The sequence below is a fragment of the Enterobacter cloacae complex sp. P1B genome (assembly GCF_014982345.1).
GTDB lineage: Bacteria > Pseudomonadota > Gammaproteobacteria > Enterobacterales > Enterobacteriaceae > Enterobacter > Enterobacter bugandensis.
In genome coordinates this window covers 240,017-259,458 of record NZ_JADCLF010000004.1, presented here as the reverse complement: position 1 = coordinate 259,458, position 19,442 = coordinate 240,017, and the positions used below count along the sequence as shown (strand labels likewise).

The following is a 19,442-nucleotide window of genomic DNA, read 5'->3' as shown; positions in this document are numbered from 1 at the left end:
GTGAAAAATGCGAGGATCTCGCAGCCGGGGGGCTGAGCTTCCGTTATAATCCGAGTCAGTAAGAGCCTGCGGAAAAAAAAATATGGATTATCATTTAACACTTAACTGGCCCGAGTTTATTGAACGTTACTGGCAAAAGCGCCCGGTGGTTCTGAAACGCGGGTTCAGCAACTTTGTCGACCCTATCTCACCTGACGAGCTGGCCGGTCTGGCCATGGAAAACGAAGTCGACAGCCGTCTGGTCAGCCACCAGGACGGGAAATGGCAGGTCAGCCACGGTCCTTTCGAAAGCTACGATCATCTCGGCGAAAGCAACTGGTCGCTGCTGGTGCAGGCGGTTAACCACTGGCACGAGCCGACTGCCGCGCTAATGCGCCCGTTCCGCGCCCTGCCCGACTGGCGAATGGACGATCTGATGATCTCCTTCTCCGTACCTGGCGGCGGCGTGGGTCCGCATCTGGACCAGTACGACGTGTTTATCATTCAGGGCACGGGCCGCCGCCGCTGGCGCGTGGGCGAAAAAGTGCCGATGAAGCAGCACTGCCCGCACCCGGATCTGCTTCAGGTGGATCCGTTCGAAGGCATTATCGACGAAGAGCTGGAGCCAGGCGATATTCTCTACATTCCGCCAGGATTCCCTCACGAAGGTTACTCCCTGGAGAACTCGCTGAACTACTCTGTCGGGTTCCGCGCGCCGAGCGGCCGCGAGATGATCAGCGGCTTTGCCGACTATGTCCTGCAGCGCGAGCTGGGAAGCTATCGCTACAGCGATCCGGATGTGCCTGCACGCGAGCATCCGGCAGACATCGTGCCAGAAGAGCTGGATAAGCTGCGCGGCATGATGCTGGATCTGATCAACGAGCCGGAACATTTCAGACAGTGGTTTGGCGAATTTATCAGCCAGTCACGCCACGAGCTGGACGTTGCACCGCCGGAGCCGCCGTATCAGGCAGATGAGATCTATGATGCGCTGCAGCAGGGTGACAAGCTGGTTCGTCTGGGCGGATTACGCGTGCTGCGCATTGGTGAAGAGGTCTTCGTCAACGGGGAGAAGCTCGACTCCCCGCACCGCCCGGCGCTGGAAGCCATTGCCAGCCATATGGTACTGACTGCAGAAACCTTTGGCGACGCGCTGGAAGACCCATCCTTCCTCGCGATGCTGGCCGCGCTGGTCAACAGCGGGTACTGGTTCTTTGAGGACTGAGTTGTGACAATGCCCGGTGGCGCAGCGCCACCGGGCATTTTTTTAGCGTTTAGCGGTTAACTCGGCTATGCGCACAATCACCTTCACCGCCTTTTCCATCCCTTCCAGCGTCACAAACTCATGCTTGCCGTGGTAGTTATAGCCCCCGGTAAACAGGTTCGGGCACGGTAGCCCCATAAATGACAGCTGCGAGCCGTCAGTGCCGCCGCGAATCGGTTTTAAGACCGGTTCAATATCGCAGTCTCGCATCGCCTGCTGGGCGATATCCAGAATGTGCGGATGGGCCATCACCTTGTCGCGCATATTGTAATAGCTGTCTTCAATGATCAGCTCAATATAGCAGTCAGGATGCAATCCCTTCCCAACCTTCTTGGCGATCTCCATCATTTTGCGCTTGCGCGCCTCAAAAGCTTTACGGTCAAAATCGCGGATGATGTAGTGCATCTGCGCGCTGTCCACGGTGCCTTTGATGCTGGTGAGGTGATAAAAGCCCTCGTACCCCTCTGTCTGTTCAGGGCTCTCTTCCGCCGGGACTTCCGCATGAATACGCGACGCCAGCGACAGCGCGTTCACCATCACCCCTTTGGCAGATCCTGGGTGAACGTTGTTTCCGACAATTTTTATGGTCACCGACGCCGCGTTGAAGTTTTCATACTCCAGCTCGCCCACGCCACCGCCGTCGACGGTATACGCCCACTGCGCGTTAAAAGCGTCCACGTCGAAGTGCTTCGCGCCCTTACCTACCTCTTCATCTGGGGTAAAAGCAACGCGGATGTCCCCGTGCGGGATGTTTTTACCTTTCAGCACTGCCAGCGCCGTCATGATTTCCGCGATGCCCGCCTTGTCATCCGCCCCCAGCAGCGTTTTGCCGTCGGTGGTGATCAGCGTCTGGCCGAGCAACTGGTGCAGCACCGGGAACATCACCGGAGACAGCACTTCGTCGCCAATCCCCAGCGCGATATCACCGCCGCGGTAGTTTTCCACGATCTGCGGGTTCACGTGTTTGCCGCTAAAATCAGGTGAGGTATCGACATGAGAAATAAAGCCAATCGCCGGAATATCACCCGGCACATTCGCCGGCAGCGTTCCCATCACAGTGCCTTTTTCGCTTAACGTGACGTTGACCAGCCCCATGGCCTCAAGCTGCTCTTTAAGCAGGTTTAACAACTTCCACTGGCCTTCGGTGCTTGGCACCTGGCGGACACCCGGCTTAGATTGGGTATCCAGCGAAACATACTGTAAAAAACGCTCAAGTAATTTATCCATGCAGTCACCCTCACTTTTTGTGACAACATTATCAGTAAGCATCAAAACGCAAATATTGCGTCAGGTCACTTTTATCCCGCAAACGAGAACTTTTTACGTTTATATCTTTATGCGTTAATAAATGTAGCTTATGAATCAGTGACAAGGATTGGCGATTACGGGGGATTGCCGTAGAATGTCCGCCCTCATTACGAGTCACCAAGGTGGTTACACACAAACCCCGCTTCAGTCTGCTGCCTGAGGCGTCTATATGGGACAGCGCAAAAATTGAATACACAATCCCGTTCTCGTTCACCGCTGGTGCAACTGGAACGAATTCGTAAAAGCTTTGATGGCAAAGACGTCATTTCCGACCTCAACCTGACCATCAATGATGGTGAGTTTCTTACGCTGCTTGGCCCTTCCGGCTGCGGCAAAACCACCGTACTGCGCCTTATCGCCGGGCTGGAAAGCGTTGATAATGGCCGCATCCATCTTGAGAACCAGGACATAACCCAGGTTCCTGCCGAAGATCGCCACGTCAATACCGTTTTTCAGAGCTACGCCCTGTTCCCGCACATGACCGTGTTTGAGAACGTGGCGTTTGGCCTGCGGATGCAAAAAACCCCGGCTAATGAGATCGAACCGCGCGTCACCGAAGCCCTGCGCATGGTTCAGCTGGAGACGTTTGCCCAGCGAAAGCCCCACCAGCTCTCCGGCGGTCAGCAGCAGCGCGTGGCCATTGCCCGCGCGGTCGTCAATAAACCGCGCCTGCTTCTGCTGGATGAATCCCTCTCCGCGCTGGATTACAAGCTGCGCAAGCAGATGCAGAACGAGCTGAAAGCGCTACAGCGCAAGCTCGGCATCACCTTTGTCTTCGTCACCCACGATCAGGAAGAGGCGCTGACCATGTCAGACCGTATCGTGGTAATGCGTGACGGTAAGATTGAGCAGGACGGTACGCCGCGTGAAATTTACGAAGAGCCGAAAAACCTCTTCGTCGCCAGCTTTATTGGCGAGATCAATATCTTCAACGCCACCGTGCTTGAGCGTCTGGATGCACAGCGCGTTCGCGCGAACGTCGAGGGACGCGACTGCATTATCACCGTGAACTTTGCCGTCGAGAAAGGACAAAAACTCAACGTCCTGCTGCGCCCGGAAGATCTCCGCGTTGATGAGATCCACGACACGGCCGACGTCGAAGGTCTGATCGGTTACGTTCGCGAACGTAACTATAAAGGGATGACCCTCGAGTCCGTTGTGGAACTGGAGAACGGCAAAATGGTGATGGTCAGCGAATTCTTTAACGAGGACGATCCTGACTTTGACCACTCTCTTGACCAGAAAATGGTTATCAACTGGGTAGAAAGCTGGGAGGTTGTGCTGGCTGATGAAGAACACAAGTAAGTTCCAGAAGGTGGTCATTGCCACTATCGTCGGTTGGCTTGTGTTATTTGTCTTTTTACCCAACCTGATGATCATCGCCACCAGCTTCCTGACCCGCGACGATGCAAACTTCGTTTCGCTGGTCTTTACGCTGGACAACTACGCGCGCCTGCTCGATCCGCTCTATTTCGACGTGCTGTTGCACTCGCTCAATATGGCGCTGATTGCCACCGTGGCCTGCCTGCTGCTCGGGTACCCTTTCGCATGGTTCCTGGCGGGACTGCCGCAAAAGGTGCGCCCGCTGCTGCTGTTTCTGCTGATTGTGCCGTTCTGGACCAACTCGCTGATTCGCATCTACGGGCTGAAAATCTTCCTCAGCACCAAAGGCTACCTCAACGCGTTTCTGCTGTGGCTGGGCGTGATTGATACGCCAGTGCGCATCATGTTTACCCCAGGTGCGGTAATCATTGGCCTGGTCTATATCCTGCTGCCGTTTATGGTGATGCCGCTCTACTCCAGCATTGAGAAGCTCGATAAACCGCTGCTGGAAGCGGCAAAAGATCTGGGGGCCAGCAAGCTGCAGACCTTTATCCGCATTATCATTCCGCTGACCATGCCCGGCATTATTGCGGGCTGTCTGCTGGTGATGCTCCCGGCGATGGGCCTGTTCTACGTGTCTGACCTGATGGGCGGGGCGAAAAACCTGCTTATCGGCAACGTGATCAAGAGTCAGTTCCTGAACATTCGCGACTGGCCGTTCGGCTCCGCGACCAGCATTACGCTCACGGTGGTGATGGGGCTGATGCTGCTGGTCTACTGGCGCGCTTCTCGCCTGCTCAACAAGAAGGTGGAACTCGAATGATCGGTCGACTGCTTCGCGGCGGTTTTATGACCGCCATTTACGCTTACCTTTATATCCCGATTATCATTTTGATCGTGAACTCGTTTAACAGCTCGCGGTTCGGGATCAACTGGCAGGGGTTTACCACCAACTGGTACAGCCTGCTGATGAACAATGACAGCCTGCTGCAGGCCGCACAGCACTCGCTGACGATGGCGATCGTCTCCGCCACCTTCGCCACGCTGATTGGCTCGCTGACCGCCGTGGCGCTGTATCGCTACCGTTTTCGGGGCAAGCCGTTCGTCAGCGGCATGCTGTTTGTAGTGATGATGTCGCCGGACATCGTGATGGCGATTTCGCTGCTGGTGCTGTTTATGCTGCTGGGCGTACAGCTTGGCTTCTGGTCGCTGCTGTTTTCCCATATCACCTTCTGCCTGCCGTTTGTGGTGGTCACCGTCTACGCGCGTCTGAAAGGGTTCGACGTGCGCATGCTGGAAGCGGCGAAAGATCTGGGTGCCAGCGAGATGATCATCCTGCGCAAAATCATCCTGCCGCTGGCGATGCCTGCCGTCGCCGCCGGATGGCTGCTCAGCTTTACCCTGTCGATGGATGACGTCGTGGTTTCCTCCTTCGTGACCGGGCCGAGCTACGAAATTCTGCCGTTGAAGATCTATTCGATGGTAAAAGTTGGCGTCTCACCGGAGGTGAACGCGCTGGCGACCATACTGCTGCTGTTTTCGCTGGTTCTGGTGATCGCCAGCCAGGTTCTTGCTCGTGATAAAACAAAATCTCAGGGGACAATGAAATGAAAAAAATGCTCGCCGCTGCGGCGCTGGTGCTTGGCATGGGTGCCGCGCACGCTGATGACAGCAAAACGCTCTACTTCTACAACTGGACGGAATACGTGCCGCCGGGCCTGCTGGAGCAGTTCACAAAGGAGACGGGCATCAAGGTTATCTATTCGACCTACGAGTCGAATGAAACCATGTATGCCAAGCTCAAAACCTACAAGGACGGCGCCTACGATCTGGTCGTTCCTTCCACCTACTTTGTCGACAAAATGCGCAAAGAGGGCATGATCCAGAAGATCGACAAAACGAAGCTAACTAATTTTTCAAACCTCGATCCTGAGATGCTCAACAAGCCGTTCGACCCGAATAACGACTACTCCATTCCGTACATCTGGGGGGCGACGGCGATTGGCGTGAACAGCGAGGCCATCGATCCGAAAACGGTCACCGGCTGGGCCGATCTGTGGAAACCGGAATACAAAGGCAGCCTGCTGTTAACCGATGACGCGCGTGAAGTGTTCCAGATCGCGCTGCGTAAGCTTGGCTATTCCGGTAACACCACCGATCCGAAAGAGATCGACGCGGCTTACAACGAGCTGAAAAAGCTGATGCCTAACGTGGCGGCATTCAACTCTGATAACCCGGCAAACCCGTATATGGAAGGCGAAGTAAACCTGGGGATGGTGTGGAACGGCTCTGCGTATGTTGCCCGTCAGGCCGGTACGCCGCTGGAGGTGGTCTGGCCGAAGGAAGGCGGGATCTTCTGGATGGATAGCCTCGCGATCCCGGCCAACGCGAAGAACGTGGACGGTGCGCTGAAGCTGATTAATTTCCTGCTGCGTCCGGACGTGGCGAAACAGGTAGCCGAGACGATTGGCTACCCGACGCCAAACCTGGCCGCCCGCAAGCTGCTGAAGCCTGACGTGGCTAACGATAAGTCACTCTATCCGGATGCCGAAACCATCAGCAAAGGAGAATGGCAGAACGATGTAGGCGACGCGAGCCGCCTTTACGAAGAGTATTATCAGAAGTTAAAAGCAGGTCGTTAATGCAATACATAACGGGCGACGCAACGTCGCCCGTTACTCTTACAGCCCCTTCAGAAGCTTATCTACAAACGCTGGCACCACCTCGCTCGCCAGGCCATATTGCTTCTCTTCAAACTCGCTGCCCACCTGGCTCGGCTCCAGATTGAGCTCCACCGTATGCGCCCCATGCAGTCGCGCTTCGTGAACAAACCCCGCCGCCGGGTAAACGTGCCCTGATGTGCCAATAGCGATAAACACGTCCGCCATCGCCAGCGCGCTGTAGATCTCATCCATCCCCAGCGGCATTTCGCCAAACCAGACCACGTGCGGACGCAGGCGCGACGGGAACTGGCAGCAGTGGCACTTGTCCTCTGGCAGCACGTCCTCTTTCCAGTCCAGCACCTGGCCGCTCCAGGCGCAGCGAACTTTAAGCAGCTCGCCATGCATGTGGATGATGTTCTTGTTACCGGCCCGCTCGTGCAGGTTGTCGATATTCTGCGTCACCAGCAGAAAGCGGTCCCCGAGCGCCTCTTCCAGCTTCGCCAGCGCCAGATGCGCCGCGTTCGGCGCAATCTCAGGCTGCTGAAGCTGCCGACGGCGAGCGTTGTAAAACGCCTGCACGAGATCCGGATCGCGGGCAAAGCCTTCCGGCGTCGCCACGTCCTCGACGCGGTGCTCTTCCCACAGCCCGTCTGCCGCACGGAAGGTTTGAATTCCTGACTCGGCGGAGATCCCCGCCCCGGTCAGTACCACCACTCTGGGTTTATCCATCGCTTCTGGCATGATTCTGTCTCTGAAAAAGATCCGCTGGCGCAAGCGCTCTCGTAAGCGGCGTTTGTTTTTGCGAAAACGGCTGAGTCGACCCTGGCGACGCGACAGCATAAAGACCTCGTAAACTAATCGGTGAGATGAAGGAATGCGGCTCCGCGCATGCCTCCCGCGTCCCCGTGTCGCGCGCGTTCAATGCGCGGCACGCGGGCGACCGGCAATAAATGTCGGGGCAGACGCCCGGACAACCGTTCCGTAATCGCAGTAAAGTTTGACAGCCCTCCCCCGATCACCAGCAGATCCGGGTCGACGATGGTGAGAATATTTCCCAGACACACCGCCAGCAGATCCAGATAGCGCTCGACGTGCTCACGCGCCTGCGCATCCCCCTGCTCCCACAGGGTAATGATTTGAGGGGCCTCAAGTTTCTGATGATAGAAGTGTTCGTAAAGCCATGCAAACCCGCGTCCTGAGAGATAGTTCTCGATACAGCCGTGCTGGCCGCAGCCGCAGCGGGTCAGCGGGAAGTCACGCCCCACCACCTCCAGCGCATCCACCGGGAGACGGATATGACCAAACTCGCCGGTGATGTAGCTGCGCCCGGTAATCGGCTTGCCGTTGATGACAATCCCCCCGCCTACGCCGGTACCGAGGATCAGCCCCATCACCAGCGGATAGCGGCGGAATTCATCGTCCCAGGCTTCAGAGAGGGCAAAGCAGTTGGCATCGTTATCTAAACGCACGTCGCGTTCTAGGAGGGCCGAGAGGTCGGCGCGGAGCGGTTTACCGCTGGCGGCAGGCACGTTGGCCGCGTACAGCGTACCGTCGTCGGTTTCGGGCATGCCCGGAATACCAATGCCGACGCAGCCTTTCACGCCAAATCGTTCATCCGCCTGCGCCACCAGCGCGGCAATGGCGGTTAAAAATTCATCGTAGCTTTCGCGCGGCGTGGGAACGCGGGTTTCCCACTGCAGTTTGAGGTCTTTATCAAACACGCCGAGCGCAATCTTGGTGCCGCCAATATCAAATCCATAATACATAACGCATTCCTCTTTCTGACATAGCGGCCTCAGGACCGCTACACCATGACGTAATTACTGGCCACTTAATACCCTCGCCGGATCAATTCGGCTTGCGCGACGCGCCGGATACCAGCTTGCCAGCAGACTCAGTAAAAGTGCTGTAACCAGCACATAAAAAACGTCCAGCCAGTGCAGTTCAGACGGCAGGAAGTCAATAAAATAGATGTCACCGGACAGGAACTGGTGACCAATAAGCTTTTCAATCCCGTTGATAATCGGCGTCAGCTGCAGAGAAACCACCACGCCAATCACCACGCCGCAAAGGCTGCCGAACAGCCCTGCCAGCAAACCGTACCAGACGAAGATGGCGCGAATAAGACCGTCTTTTGCCCCGAGGGTACGCAACACGGCGATGTCGCCGCTCTTGTCCTTAACCGCCATTACCAGCGTCGAGACGATATTAAAGCACGCCACGCCAATCACCAGCACCATCGCCAGATACATGATCGCACGGATCATCTGGATATCACGGTACATATAGCCGTAAGTGCCGATCCAGCTTTTGATGTAGACATAGTTATTGGTGACGCTGCCGGCATCACGCACCAGTTTGTTGGCGTTAAAGACGTCGTTCACCTTAATGGCAATGCCCGTCACGCTGTCGCCCATGTCGAGATACTGGCGTGCATCCTCCATCGGCACCATCGCAAAGCTGTGGTCAAGCTGACCGCTCAGCTGAAGAATACCGGTAACGTGCAGGCGCACGCGCTTGGGCTGCTGTAATTTGTGATCGGCGCTGGCGTTCGGGATCATGATTGACACCCAGTCGCCCTGCTTCACCTTCAGGGCATCGGCAACGCCTTTACCCATAATGATCTGCTGCTCGCCGGCCTTAAAGTTCGCCCACGCGCCGTTCTGAACATATTTCGGCAGCGCGCTGAGCCGCTCCTCCTGGGCCGGGTTGACCCCTTTAACCTGGATGGCGCGCAGGTTAACCCCGCTCTCCACCAGCCCGGTAAAGTTAATGTATGGCGCGGCCGCGGCAATGCCCGGCACTTTTTCCACTTTGGCGAGTGCATCGCTCCAGTTGGCCCACGGCTGGTTAACCGGCTCGATCTCCCCGTGCGGCACCACCGCCAGAATGCGGTTATTCAGCTCGCGCTCAAAGCCGTTCATGGCGCTCAGGCCGACAATCAGCACCGCTACGCCCAGCGCAATACCGATGGTCGAGATAACGGAGATCAGCGACACCATGCCGCCGCGTCGGCGACCGCGGCTAAAACGTAACCCGATGAGTAACGATAACGGTGACGCCATTACTCTGCTCCCATCAGGGTCAGTTCCGCGTTCAGATGGCCGTCGCGCATCTCAAGCTGGCGACCCATGCGTTTTGCCAGCTGCAGGTCGTGAGTCACCACCAGAAACGCGGTTCCCTGCGAGGCGTTCAGCTCGCCGAGAAGCTGGAAGATACTGTCCGCATTGCGTGCGTCCAGGTTACCGGTCGGTTCATCCGCCAGCACCAGGCGCGGATTATTGACCAGCGCGCGGGCAATCGCCACGCGCTGGCGCTCGCCGCCGGACAGCTCCGACGGGCGGTGATTTCCCCGGTGGCCCAGTCCTACCGCTTTCAGCATATCGCTGGCGCGGGCGTTAATTTCTGCCGGTTTCTTTTTACCAATCAGCAGCGGCATCGCCACGTTTTCCAGCGCCGTGAAGTCCGGCAGCAGGTGGTGGAATTGGTAGATAAAGCCCAGCTCGCGGTTACGCAGCTCGGCCTTCGCCGCAGAGGACATTTTGCTCATCGGCTGACCGGAGAAGATCACGTCGCCGTTGGTTGGCGTGTCCAGCCCGCCCAGCAGGTGCAGCAGCGTACTTTTGCCCGAGCCGGAGCTGCCGACAATCGCCATCATCTCGCCCTCGCCCACGCTGAAGCTCACATTGTGCAGCACGTCAGTCTGCACAGTGCCTTCCTGATAGCGTTTGGACAGGTTGTCGCATTGCAACAGGATCTTATTCATAACGTAAAGCCTCAGCGGGTTGAGTGGCGGCAGCGCGCCAGGAAGGGTAAAGCGTAGAAAGCAGCGCAATGGCCATTGCGGCCAGCGCAATTCCGACCACCTGCAGCGGCTCGATAGCCACCGGCAGCGCCGCGCCGTCAAGGAGCGCGCCGATGATCGGCATTAAGTTATTAAGCTGGCTGGCAAGCAGTGCGCCGAGCACGGCGCCCAGCAGCGCGCCGATAATGCCTGCACTGGCCCCCTGCACCATAAAGACCGCCATGATCTGGCGCGGCGTCAGACCCTGGGTTTGCAGGATGGCGACTTCGCCCTGCTTCTCCATCACCATCAGGCCCAGCGAGGTGATGATGTTAAATGCAGCCACGGCGACGATCAGGCTCAGCAGCAGCCCCATCATGTTTTTTTCCATGCGCACGGCCTGGAACAGCTCGCCTTTACGCTCGCGCCAGTCCTGCCATTTGGTGCCGTCCGGCAGTTTTTGCTGGCTGAGGGTATCGACCTTCAGCGGCTGATCGAGCCACAGGCGCCAGCCGGTGATATTTCCCGCCGGGTAACGCATCAGGCGTGACGCATCCTGAATGTTCACCAGCATCTGATAGCCGTCAACTTCGCTGTTGGCGGCAAAAGTACCAATCACGTTAAACAGGCGCTGGCTCGGCAGGCGACCCATTGGCGTAAACTGGCTGGCGGACGGCACCATCACGCGCAGCTGATCGCCGCGGTTGACGCCAAGCTGCCCGGCAAGCTGCTCGCCCAGAATCACGTTGTATTTTCCGGCTTCCAGATCGGTTTGCTTCACGTTAACCAGGAACGGCGTCAGCGGGTCTTTTTGCGCCGGGTCAATCCCCAGCATCACGCCGACCGCCACGCTGCGGGCGCTTTGCAGCACCACATCGCCAGTGGTTAAGGGCACAACGCGCGTGACGCCCTGTAACTTCGCCGCGCTTTCCGGCAGCTGTTGAGGGTTAACGGAACCGTTATTCGATGAGAGAACGGCCTGCGGCATCAGCCCCAGGATGTTGTTTTGCAGCTCGCGCTCGAAGCCATTCATGACGGAAAGCACCGTCACCAGAGCCATCACGCCGAGCGTAATGCCAATAGTCGAAAGCCAGGAGACAAAGCGACCGAAGCGGTCCGCGGCGCGCCCACGCATGTAACGTAAGCCTATGAAGAGTGCGACAGGTTGATACATGAAGTCCGTCTGTTTGCTGATAGCAGACCCACGAGTATATAAGCGAATCCGTTAAGGGTAAATGACTGAAACCGTAAGCTTTGGTAATCATTTTTCCGAAAAATTCAGATAAATCAGGGTACTAATGTCTGAAACCGCGCCTCGCAACCTCCACCTTTTCCGAAAAACCTCCTGATACAGACTGTTACCCATTACATCACGGTTTCGTTTAACAACAATTGCTCGTTCGTCTATGGCAATAAGGTAGTTGCGAACAATGAAGCAAAAAGCATTATGGATAAACCAGATAAAAGGGCTGTGCATCTGTCTGGTGGTGATTTACCACTCGGTCATCACCTTTTATCCTCATCTCAGCGGGCTACAGCATCCGCTCTCCGGTCTCCTCGCCAAATGCTGGGTCTATTTTAACCTCTATCTCGCCCCGTTCCGGATGCCGGTTTTCTTCTTTATCTCCGGCTATCTGATCCGTCGTTATATTGATGAGGTAGACTGGCGCACCAGCCTCGACAAGCGGATCTGGAGCATTGTCTGGGTTCTGGCGCTGTGGGGGATCCTGCAATGGCAGGCGCTGACCCACCTGAACGCCTGGCTGGCGCCCGATCGCGAGCTTGCCACCTCGTCGAACGCGGCCTACGCCGATTCCCTGGCAGGATTTGTGCGGGGCATGCTCACCGCCAGCACCAGCCTGTGGTATCTGTATGCTCTGGTGGTCTACTTCACGCTATGTAAACTGCTGAGCCGCTGGAAGCTGCCGGTACTCGGACTGCTTGCGCTGGCGAGCATCGCGATCAACTTCCTGCCGCTGCCGTGGTGGGGAATGAACAGCGTGGTACGCAACATGATCTACTACAGCCTGGGGGCGTGGTATGGCGCAGAGCTGATGGCGTGGATGAAAAGCTTCAACCTGCGCCGCACCTGGCTGGCTACTGGCGCTTTCGCGGCCGTCTCCGTGGTGCTGTGGTTTGCTAACGTTCCTCTCCTGCTTTCTCTGCTGTCGATCGTGTTGATCATGAAGCTGTTCTACAGCCTTGAGCAGCGTTATGCCGTGCATCCCAACAACCTGCTGAACGTGATTGGCTCAAACACCATTGCGATCTATACCACCCACCGCATCTTAATTGAGGCCTTCAGCCTGATCCTGATTGGCGAGATGAATGCCGCCCTGTGGCCGGTCTGGGCAGAACTGTGCTTAATACTGGTCTACCCGATTGCCAGCCTGCTGATCTGTACCCTTGCCGGGCTCGGGGTGCGTAAAATTTCCACCGCGCTGTTCGGGGACCTTTTCTTCTCTCCTCCGTCTACGCGGAGCCTGTCACCTGCCACCCGTTAATGCCCTCTCCGCCCCCGTTTTGGGGGCGTTTAGCCCTGCCGTGCGGTTACAATTTGCTTATGTAAAACGATCGAGGATAATAAAGACATTGCGTATCAGTGATATGCCCCAATACTGTTGGTATATCCATAAGAGACTCTGACATAGCCATGCCTGAACACTATCGTTATTCCTTGCCCGTCAAAGCGGGCGACCAGCGCCAGCTGGGTGAACTCACGGGCGCGGCCTGCGCCACGCTGGTGGCAGAAATCGCTGAGCGGCACCCTGGCCCGGTGGTGCTGGTTGCCCCGGATATGCAAAACGCCCTGCGCCTGCACGATGAAATTCGCCAGTTCACCAATAGCCTGGTGTTCAGCCTGGCCGACTGGGAAACGCTGCCGTATGACAGTTTCTCCCCGCATCAGGAGATCATCTCCTCGCGCCTGTCGACGCTCTATCAACTCCCGACCATGCAGCGCGGCGTGCTGATTGTGCCGGTGAATACCCTGATGCAGCGCGTCTGCCCGCACAGCTATCTGCACGGCCACGCGCTGGTGATGAAAAAAGGCCAGCGCCTGTCTCGCGACACCCTGCGAGACCAGCTTGACGGTGCCGGATATCGCCATGTCGATCAGGTCATGGAGCACGGGGAATATGCCACTCGCGGCGCGCTGCTCGACCTTTACCCGATGGGCAGCGACCAGCCGTATCGTCTGGATTTCTTTGATGATGAAATCGACAGCCTGCGCGTGTTCGATGCCGACACCCAGCGCACGCTGGAAGAGGTGGAATCCATCAATTTACTGCCTGCCCACGAGTTCCCGACGGACAAAACCGCCATCGAGCTGTTCCGCAGCCAGTGGCGCGACAGGTTTGACGTAAAGCGTGATGCAGAACATATCTATCAGCAGGTCAGCAAAGGTACGCTCCCGGCCGGAATCGAATACTGGCAGCCGCTGTTCTTCAGCGAGCCGCTGCCCGCCCTGTTCAGCTACTTCCCGGCGAATACACTGATTGTGAACACCGGCGATATCGACGCCAGCGCCAGCCGCTTTGAAAGCGAAACCCGCGCACGCTTCGAAAACCGGGGCGTTGACCCGATGCGTCCGCTCCTGCCGCCGGAAGCGCTGTGGCTGCGCACCGACGAACTCAACGCCGAGCTGAAGCGCTGGCCGCGCATGCAGCTGAAAACCGATTCGCTTGCCGATAAGGCCGCCAACACCAACCTCGCCTTCCGCACGCTGCCGGAGCTGGCCGTTCAGGCGCAGCAGAAATCCCCGCTGGATAATCTGCGCAAGTTCCTGGAGTCCTTTACTGGCCCGGTGGTGTTCTCCGTTGAGAGTGAAGGCCGCCGCGAAGCTTTGGGTGAGCTGCTGGGACGCATTAAGGTGGCCCCGAAGCGCATCCTGCGTCTGAGCGAAGCGACCGGAAACGGTCGTTATCTGATGATCGGCGCCGCCGAGCACGGGTTCATCGACACGCTCAACAACCTGGCGCTGATTTGCGAAAGCGACCTGCTGGGCGAGCGCGTCGCGCGCCGCCGTCAGGACAGCCGTCGGACCATCAACCCGGACACGCTGATCCGCAACCTGGCCGAGCTGCATCCAGGCCAGCCGATTGTTCACCTGGAGCACGGCGTTGGCCGCTATCAGGGGATGACCACGCTGGAAGCGGGCGGTATCAAAGGTGAGTACCTGATGCTGACCTACGCCAACGACGCCAAACTCTATGTACCGGTCTCGTCGCTGCACCTGATCAGCCGCTATGCGGGCGGCGCGGAGGAAAATGCGCCGCTGCACAAGCTGGGCGGCGACGCCTGGACGCGTGCACGCCAGAAAGCGGCGGAAAAAGTGCGCGACGTGGCGGCCGAACTGCTGGATATCTACGCCCAGCGCGCGGCCAAAGAGGGCTTCGCCTTTAAGCACGACAAAGAACAGTACCAGCTGTTCTGCGACAGCTTCCCGTTTGAAACTACGCCGGATCAGGCTCAGGCTATTAACGCCGTGCTGAGCGACATGTGCCAGCCGCTGGCAATGGACCGCTTAGTCTGCGGCGACGTCGGCTTCGGTAAAACCGAAGTGGCGATGCGCGCCGCCTTCCTTGCGGTTGAAAACAACAAGCAGGTGGCAGTGCTGGTGCCGACCACCCTGCTCGCCCAGCAGCACTTCGACAACTTCCGCGACCGCTTCGCCAACTGGCCGGTACGCATCGAGATGCTGTCGCGTTTTCGCAGCACCAAAGAGCAGACGCAGATCCTGGAGCAGGCAAGCGAAGGCAAGATCGATATTCTGATCGGTACCCACAAGCTGCTGCAAAGCGATGTGAAGTGGAAAGATCTGGGGCTGCTGATCGTCGACGAAGAGCACCGCTTCGGGGTGCGTCATAAAGAGCGCATCAAAGCGATGCGCGCGGACGTCGACATCCTGACCCTGACCGCCACGCCGATCCCGCGAACCCTGAACATGGCGATGAGCGGCATGCGCGATCTGTCGATTATCGCCACGCCGCCGGCGCGTCGTCTGGCGGTAAAAACCTTTGTCCGCGAGTACGACAATCTGGTGGTGCGTGAGGCCATTCTGCGTGAAGTGCTGCGCGGGGGTCAGGTCTATTACCTGTATAACGATGTCGAAAATATCCAGAAAGCCGCCGACAGGCTGGCGGAACTGGTACCGGAAGCGCGTATTGCCATCGGTCACGGACAGATGCGCGAACGCGAGCTGGAGCGGGTGATGAACGACTTCCACCACCAGCGTTTTAACGTGCTGGTGTGTACCACCATCATCGAAACCGGGATCGACATTCCAACGGCGAACACAATTATCATCGAACGCGCGGATCACTTCGGCCTGGCCCAGCTTCACCAGCTGCGCGGCCGCGTCGGGCGTTCGCACCATCAGGCCTACGCCTGGCTGCTGACGCCGCATCCGAAAGCGATGACCACCGACGCGCAAAAGCGCCTGGAAGCCATCGCCTCGCTGGAAGACCTCGGCGCAGGCTTCGCGCTGGCCACGCACGATCTGGAGATCCGCGGTGCGGGTGAACTGCTAGGTGAGGACCAGAGCGGCTCCATGGAGACCATCGGCTTCTCGCTCTATATGGAACTGCTGGAAAACGCGGTGGACGCCCTGAAGGCCGGGCGCGAGCCGTCGCTGGAAGATTTGACCAGCCAGCAATCCGAGGTCGAGCTGCGAATGCCTTCCCTGCTGCCGGATGATTTCATTCCGGACGTGAATACCCGCCTGTCGTTCTACAAGCGCATCGCCAGCGCGAAGAATGAGAACGAGCTGGAAGAGATTAAAGTGGAGCTGATCGACCGCTTCGGCCTGCTGCCAGATGCTGCGCGTAACCTGCTGGATATCGCGCGCCTGCGCCAGCAGGCGCAGAAGCTGGGCATTCGCAAGCTTGAGGGCAACGAAAAAGGCGGCGTCATTGAATTTGCCGAGAAGAACCACGTCAACCCGATGTGGCTGATCGGCCTGCTGCAAAAACATCCGCAGCACTTCCGTCTTGATGGCCCGACGCGACTGAAATTTACCCAGGAGCTGACGGAGCGCAAAACGCGCATGGACTGGGTGCGTAACTTTATGCGTCAGCTGGAAGAGAACGCTGTCGCGTAACTCGCCCTTCCCCCCGTTAGCGCAGTGCTGGCGGGGGGACAATTTACAAACTCTTTGCACTTCACCCGATCTTCCCGACACACCCATTCGCCATAATTATCTTCAACCCCTTATAAAACAATAACCTTATCATTTATATGGATTATGGTGATGATGACCTCTTCGCGTTTTACCCGCTGGATAACCCTGTTTGCGCTGGCAGCCACCGTCGCGGTTGCGCTTCCTGCGCGGGCAAACACCTGGCCCCTTCCCCCGCCCGGCAGCAAGGTGGTGGGCGAAAACCGCTTTCATGTGGTTGAAAACAATGGTGGCTCACTGGAAGCGATAGCCAAAAAATATAACGTCGGTTTTCTGGCCCTGCTGCAGGCGAACCCCGGCGTCGATCCGTACGTCCCGCGCGCGGGCAGCGTACTGACCATTCCGTTACAGACTATCCTGCCGGATGCCCCGCGCGAGGGGATCGTGATCAACCTGGCGGAGTTGCGTTTGTACTATTACCCGCCGGGTAAAAATGAGGTTACCGTCTACCCTATCGGTATTGGTCAACTGGGCGGCGATACGCTGACGCCGACGATGGTCACCACCGTCTCGGATAAACGCGCCAACCCAACCTGGACGCCGACGGCCAACATTCGCGCCCGATATAAGGCCCAGGGCATCGATCTTCCTGCCGTGGTTCCGGCAGGCCCGGATAACCCGATGGGTCATCACGCGATCCGCCTTGCCGCATACGGCGGCGTTTACCTGCTGCACGGTACAAACGCGGATTTTGGCATCGGCATGCGCGTCAGCTCCGGCTGCATTCGTCTGCGCGATGACGATATCAAAACGCTGTTTAACGTCGTTACGCCGGGAACGAAGGTGAATATTATCAATACGCCGATTAAGGTCTCTGAAGAGCCAGGCGGCGTGCGGCTGGTTGAGATTCACCAGCCGCTATCAAAAAATATCGGCGACGATCCCCAGACGTTACCCATTAACCTGAATGCCGCGATGGTGAGCTTCAAAACGAATGCGAATACCGATAGCCTGGTGATGGAGCGCGCGATGGAAGCGCGGTCAGGCATGCCGACCGACGTCACCCGGCATCACAATGTCGTCCAGCAGTCCATGTAAGACGGAAAGTAAAACGCCCTGCTAAGCAGGGCGTTTTTTATTGCAGTGGCATAAATGAGGGTTTATGCCCGGCTTATTTGTAGATGACAGCGGTGCCGTGCAGGGTGTTAGGACCGGTCACAGAGGTGATGCGGTAAGATTTTGCACCCATTGCTTCCGCTTTTTGTGCCAGCTGATCTTCCAGAGAGCCCAGGTTAGTCCCGGCAGACGCAGAGATCGTCCCGACTTTATGCTGATCGGCTGGCGTGGATTGTACCTGTACAGCAGCAAAGCTTGCGAAAGAGAGTGAACTCAGTACAGCAGCAGCGATGAGGGTTTTTACGTTTTTCATAATGTTTACCTTTGGCAGATGAATTTTTTGGTCGTTAGATATTTAGTTAACGATCGATAGGTAAATGATAAATGTGATCCAGCTCACGCGTCAACACATTTTTATAACGAGCATTAATTAAATTTTAAAATTGTTATTTTTCATACATATATGATTAATTTATTTTTAAGCATTCTGCACTGGTGGTGGGTTGCGTTTATTTTTATAATGGTCATTCAACAAACCAACAGAGGACCAACGGCAAATGACAACCGACGTCACGAGTTGTGTGAAGAAAAGCCGTGGCCGACCAAAAGTGTTTGACAGGGATGCAGCGCTTGATAAGGCCATGACTCTCTTCTGGCAACATGGGTATGAAGCGACCTCGCTTTCCGATCTGGTAGAAGCCACCGGAGCTAAAGCGCCGACGCTTTATGCTGAATTTACCAATAAAGAGGGGCTGTTCAGGGCGGTGCTGGACAGGTACATTTCGCGCTTTGCGGCGAAACACGAAGCCCAGCTATTTTGTGAAGAGAAAAGCGTTGAACAGGCGCTACGGGATTACTTCACCGCCGTTGCCACCTGCTTCACCAGTAAAGAGACCCCCGCGGGCTGCTTTATGATTAACACCTCTGCCACCCTGGCGGCAGCATCAAAAGAGATCGCCAATACGGTGAAATCGCGTCATGCGATGCAGGAGGAGACGCTCAGCGCATTTCTGGCTCAGCGCCAGCAGCGCGGTGAAATTCCCGCGCACTGCCAGCCTCAGATGCTGGCGCAATACCTGAGCTGTATTTTACAGGGAATGTCGATCAGCGCCCGTGAAGGGGCGACGCTGGAAAAACTGCAGAACATTTCCGACACCACGCTGCGCCTGTGGCCTGAACTGCTCAAAATCTGACGCAAAAAAAAGCTCCTCAGCCTGAGCGCTTGAGGAGCTAAGTTCAGAGAACATCTTTTTTACGCTTTGTTATTCAGTACCAGCTGGCCGTTTCCATCCAGTGGAATTTGGGTGCCCGGGTCTTTATCCATGCGGATTTTGCCCTGCTGATCGCCAATTTTGTAGGTCACGTCATAGCCCAGCATTTTTTCCGACTTGTCATAGACGGTTTTACAGCGCTGCTGGGTCGTGGTGTAAGTATCGTTATCCTGCATTGCGCCCTGCACCTGGTTACCGGCATAGCCGCCACCCAGCGCGCCGACCACGGTCGCGACATCTTTACCCCGACCACCTCCAAACTGGTGACCAATCACCCCACCCGCTACCGCACCCAGAACAGAGCCGGCAATACGGTTTTCATCCTGTACCGGACGACGGTGGGTTACGGAGACGTTACGGCACTCCTGACGTGGGGTTTTTACGGTTTCTTTAATAGGCGTTGCAGAAACCACCTGCGCATACTGCGGGCCACGATCTAAAACGTTGAGACTGGCAACAGCAGCCACACCTAACGCAGCTGCGACGCCGATCCCTATACCCGCCAACATTGATTTATTCACGGGACTTCCTCCTTTGTTGCTATTGGTAACAATTCTGCTATGGAGGCGCGGCTTCGCCAATAAGACAAAGGATCAAAAAGTGGACATCGGGGAGA

General features: G+C 56.9%; 17 protein-coding genes. 9 read left to right on the top strand and 8 right to left on the bottom strand.

The window, feature by feature from the left end; genetic code table 11:
* Positions 1–82: 82 nt before the first annotated feature.
* Positions 83–1,204 (top strand): cupin domain-containing protein, encoded by a 1,122-nt coding sequence (locus INF77_RS04215; RefSeq protein WP_047364295.1) that lies wholly within the window; start codon positions 83–85, stop codon positions 1,202–1,204.
* A gap of 42 nt (positions 1,205–1,246) precedes the next feature.
* On the opposite strand, the gene pepT is transcribed toward INF77_RS04215, so the two are convergent.
* Positions 1,247–2,470, bottom strand: coding sequence for a peptidase T (pepT, locus tag INF77_RS04210; protein WP_032644861.1), 1,224 nt, complete (start codon positions 2,468–2,470; stop codon positions 1,247–1,249).
* Positions 2,471–2,707: 237 nt separating this feature from the next.
* On the opposite strand from pepT, the gene potA reads away from it, so the two are divergent.
* The 4 genes from potA to potD are packed head-to-tail and all read left to right on the top strand — an operon-like array spanning position 2,708 to position 6,516.
* The gene (gene potA, locus INF77_RS04205) at positions 2,708–3,856 is read left to right on the top strand and encodes a spermidine/putrescine ABC transporter ATP-binding protein PotA (RefSeq protein ID WP_167401640.1); all 1,149 of its coding nucleotides are present in this window, start codon (positions 2,708–2,710) and stop codon (positions 3,854–3,856) included.
* Positions 3,840–4,697, top strand: a complete 858-nt coding sequence (gene potB / locus INF77_RS04200; RefSeq protein ID WP_041910497.1) for a spermidine/putrescine ABC transporter permease PotB — start codon at positions 3,840–3,842, stop codon at positions 4,695–4,697. The genes potA and potB overlap by 17 nt, the downstream gene beginning before the upstream one ends.
* Positions 4,694–5,485: a spermidine/putrescine ABC transporter permease PotC gene (potC, locus tag INF77_RS04195; protein WP_048959704.1), complete on the top strand. Its 792-nt coding sequence runs from the start codon at positions 4,694–4,696 to the stop codon at positions 5,483–5,485. Before potB ends, potC begins: the two co-directional genes overlap by 4 nt.
* On the top strand, positions 5,482–6,516 hold the full coding sequence (potD, locus tag INF77_RS04190; RefSeq protein WP_028012743.1) for a spermidine/putrescine ABC transporter substrate-binding protein PotD: 1,035 nt from the start codon (positions 5,482–5,484) through the stop codon (positions 6,514–6,516). Before potC ends, potD begins: the two co-directional genes overlap by 4 nt.
* A gap of 39 nt (positions 6,517–6,555) precedes the next feature.
* On the opposite strand, the gene cobB is transcribed toward potD, so the two are convergent.
* From cobB to lolC, 5 genes are read right to left on the bottom strand one after another with little or no spacing between them, the layout of a single operon-like run.
* Entirely contained in the window at positions 6,556–7,377 is an 822-nt protein-coding gene (cobB, locus tag INF77_RS04185) for a Sir2 family NAD+-dependent deacetylase (protein ID WP_041910499.1), read from the bottom strand.
* A gap of 14 nt (positions 7,378–7,391) precedes the next feature.
* Entirely contained in the window at positions 7,392–8,303 is a 912-nt protein-coding gene (nagK, locus tag INF77_RS04180) for an N-acetylglucosamine kinase (RefSeq protein WP_193532270.1), read from the bottom strand.
* A gap of 54 nt (positions 8,304–8,357) precedes the next feature.
* Positions 8,358–9,602 (bottom strand): lipoprotein-releasing ABC transporter permease subunit LolE, encoded by a 1,245-nt coding sequence (gene lolE / locus INF77_RS04175; protein ID WP_045261624.1) that lies wholly within the window; start codon positions 9,600–9,602, stop codon positions 8,358–8,360.
* Positions 9,602–10,303, bottom strand: coding sequence for a lipoprotein-releasing ABC transporter ATP-binding protein LolD (lolD, locus tag INF77_RS04170; RefSeq protein ID WP_008500772.1), 702 nt, complete (start codon positions 10,301–10,303; stop codon positions 9,602–9,604). Before lolD ends, lolE begins: the two co-directional genes overlap by 1 nt.
* On the bottom strand, positions 10,296–11,495 hold the full coding sequence (gene lolC, locus INF77_RS04165) for a lipoprotein-releasing ABC transporter permease subunit LolC (protein ID WP_193532269.1): 1,200 nt from the start codon (positions 11,493–11,495) through the stop codon (positions 10,296–10,298). Before lolC ends, lolD begins: the two co-directional genes overlap by 8 nt.
* Positions 11,496–11,751: 256 nt before the next feature.
* On the opposite strand from lolC, the gene INF77_RS04160 reads away from it, so the two are divergent.
* From INF77_RS04160 to INF77_RS04150, 3 genes are all read left to right on the top strand, one after another.
* Positions 11,752–12,825: an acyltransferase family protein gene (locus tag INF77_RS04160; RefSeq protein ID WP_063437660.1), complete on the top strand. Its 1,074-nt coding sequence runs from the start codon at positions 11,752–11,754 to the stop codon at positions 12,823–12,825.
* A 149-nt stretch (positions 12,826–12,974) separates the two neighbouring features.
* Positions 12,975–16,421, top strand: a complete 3,447-nt coding sequence (gene mfd / locus INF77_RS04155; RefSeq protein ID WP_193532268.1) for a transcription-repair coupling factor — start codon at positions 12,975–12,977, stop codon at positions 16,419–16,421.
* Between the two features lie 150 nt (positions 16,422–16,571).
* Positions 16,572–17,537 carry a L,D-transpeptidase family protein gene (locus INF77_RS04150; RefSeq protein WP_063153834.1) on the top strand — a complete coding sequence of 322 codons (966 nt, stop codon included), beginning with the start codon at positions 16,572–16,574 and terminating at the stop codon, positions 17,535–17,537.
* 73 nt (positions 17,538–17,610) lie between these two features.
* Here INF77_RS04150 and bhsA read toward each other — a convergent pair whose 3' ends face one another.
* A complete protein-coding gene (bhsA, locus tag INF77_RS04145) occupies positions 17,611–17,868 on the bottom strand; it encodes a multiple stress resistance protein BhsA (protein WP_023332711.1) in 258 nt (85 codons plus the stop codon).
* A 244-nt stretch (positions 17,869–18,112) separates the two neighbouring features.
* Here bhsA and comR point away from each other — a divergent pair, with 244 nt between their 5' ends.
* Complete coding sequence (gene comR / locus INF77_RS04140) at positions 18,113–18,748, top strand: TetR family copper-responsive transcriptional repressor ComR (RefSeq protein WP_028012732.1); 636 nt, start codon at positions 18,113–18,115, stop codon at positions 18,746–18,748.
* Between the two features lie 59 nt (positions 18,749–18,807).
* Here comR and INF77_RS04135 read toward each other — a convergent pair whose 3' ends face one another.
* Positions 18,808–19,347 (bottom strand): glycine zipper 2TM domain-containing protein, encoded by a 540-nt coding sequence (locus tag INF77_RS04135; protein WP_028012731.1) that lies wholly within the window; start codon positions 19,345–19,347, stop codon positions 18,808–18,810.
* Positions 19,348–19,442 lie beyond the last annotated feature (95 nt).

Bases quoted from the DNA above. Each gene is read 5' to 3' on its own strand.
- potC (WP_048959704.1), top strand. From the start codon at position 4,694: ATGATCGGTCGACTGCTTCGCGGCGGTTTTATGACCGCCATTTACGCT.
- INF77_RS04150 (WP_063153834.1), top strand. From the start codon at position 16,572: ATGATGACCTCTTCGCGTTTTACCCGCTGGATAACCCTGTTTGCGCTG.
- mfd (WP_193532268.1), top strand. From the start codon at position 12,975: ATGCCTGAACACTATCGTTATTCCTTGCCCGTCAAAGCGGGCGACCAG.
- comR (WP_028012732.1), top strand. From the start codon at position 18,113: ATGACAACCGACGTCACGAGTTGTGTGAAGAAAAGCCGTGGCCGACCA.
- potB (WP_041910497.1), top strand. From the start codon at position 3,840: ATGAAGAACACAAGTAAGTTCCAGAAGGTGGTCATTGCCACTATCGTC.
- potD (WP_028012743.1), top strand. From the start codon at position 5,482: ATGAAAAAAATGCTCGCCGCTGCGGCGCTGGTGCTTGGCATGGGTGCC.
- bhsA (WP_023332711.1), bottom strand. From the start codon at position 17,868: ATGAAAAACGTAAAAACCCTCATCGCTGCTGCTGTACTGAGTTCACTC.
- lolD (WP_008500772.1), bottom strand. From the start codon at position 10,303: ATGAATAAGATCCTGTTGCAATGCGACAACCTGTCCAAACGCTATCAG.
- lolE (WP_045261624.1), bottom strand. From the start codon at position 9,602: ATGGCGTCACCGTTATCGTTACTCATCGGGTTACGTTTTAGCCGCGGT.
- INF77_RS04160 (WP_063437660.1), top strand. From the start codon at position 11,752: ATGAAGCAAAAAGCATTATGGATAAACCAGATAAAAGGGCTGTGCATC.
- pepT (WP_032644861.1), bottom strand. From the start codon at position 2,470: ATGGATAAATTACTTGAGCGTTTTTTACAGTATGTTTCGCTGGATACC.
- INF77_RS04215 (WP_047364295.1), top strand. From the start codon at position 83: ATGGATTATCATTTAACACTTAACTGGCCCGAGTTTATTGAACGTTAC.
- cobB (WP_041910499.1), bottom strand. From the start codon at position 7,377: ATGCTGTCGCGTCGCCAGGGTCGACTCAGCCGTTTTCGCAAAAACAAA.
- nagK (WP_193532270.1), bottom strand. From the start codon at position 8,303: ATGTATTATGGATTTGATATTGGCGGCACCAAGATTGCGCTCGGCGTG.
- lolC (WP_193532269.1), bottom strand. From the start codon at position 11,495: ATGTATCAACCTGTCGCACTCTTCATAGGCTTACGTTACATGCGTGGG.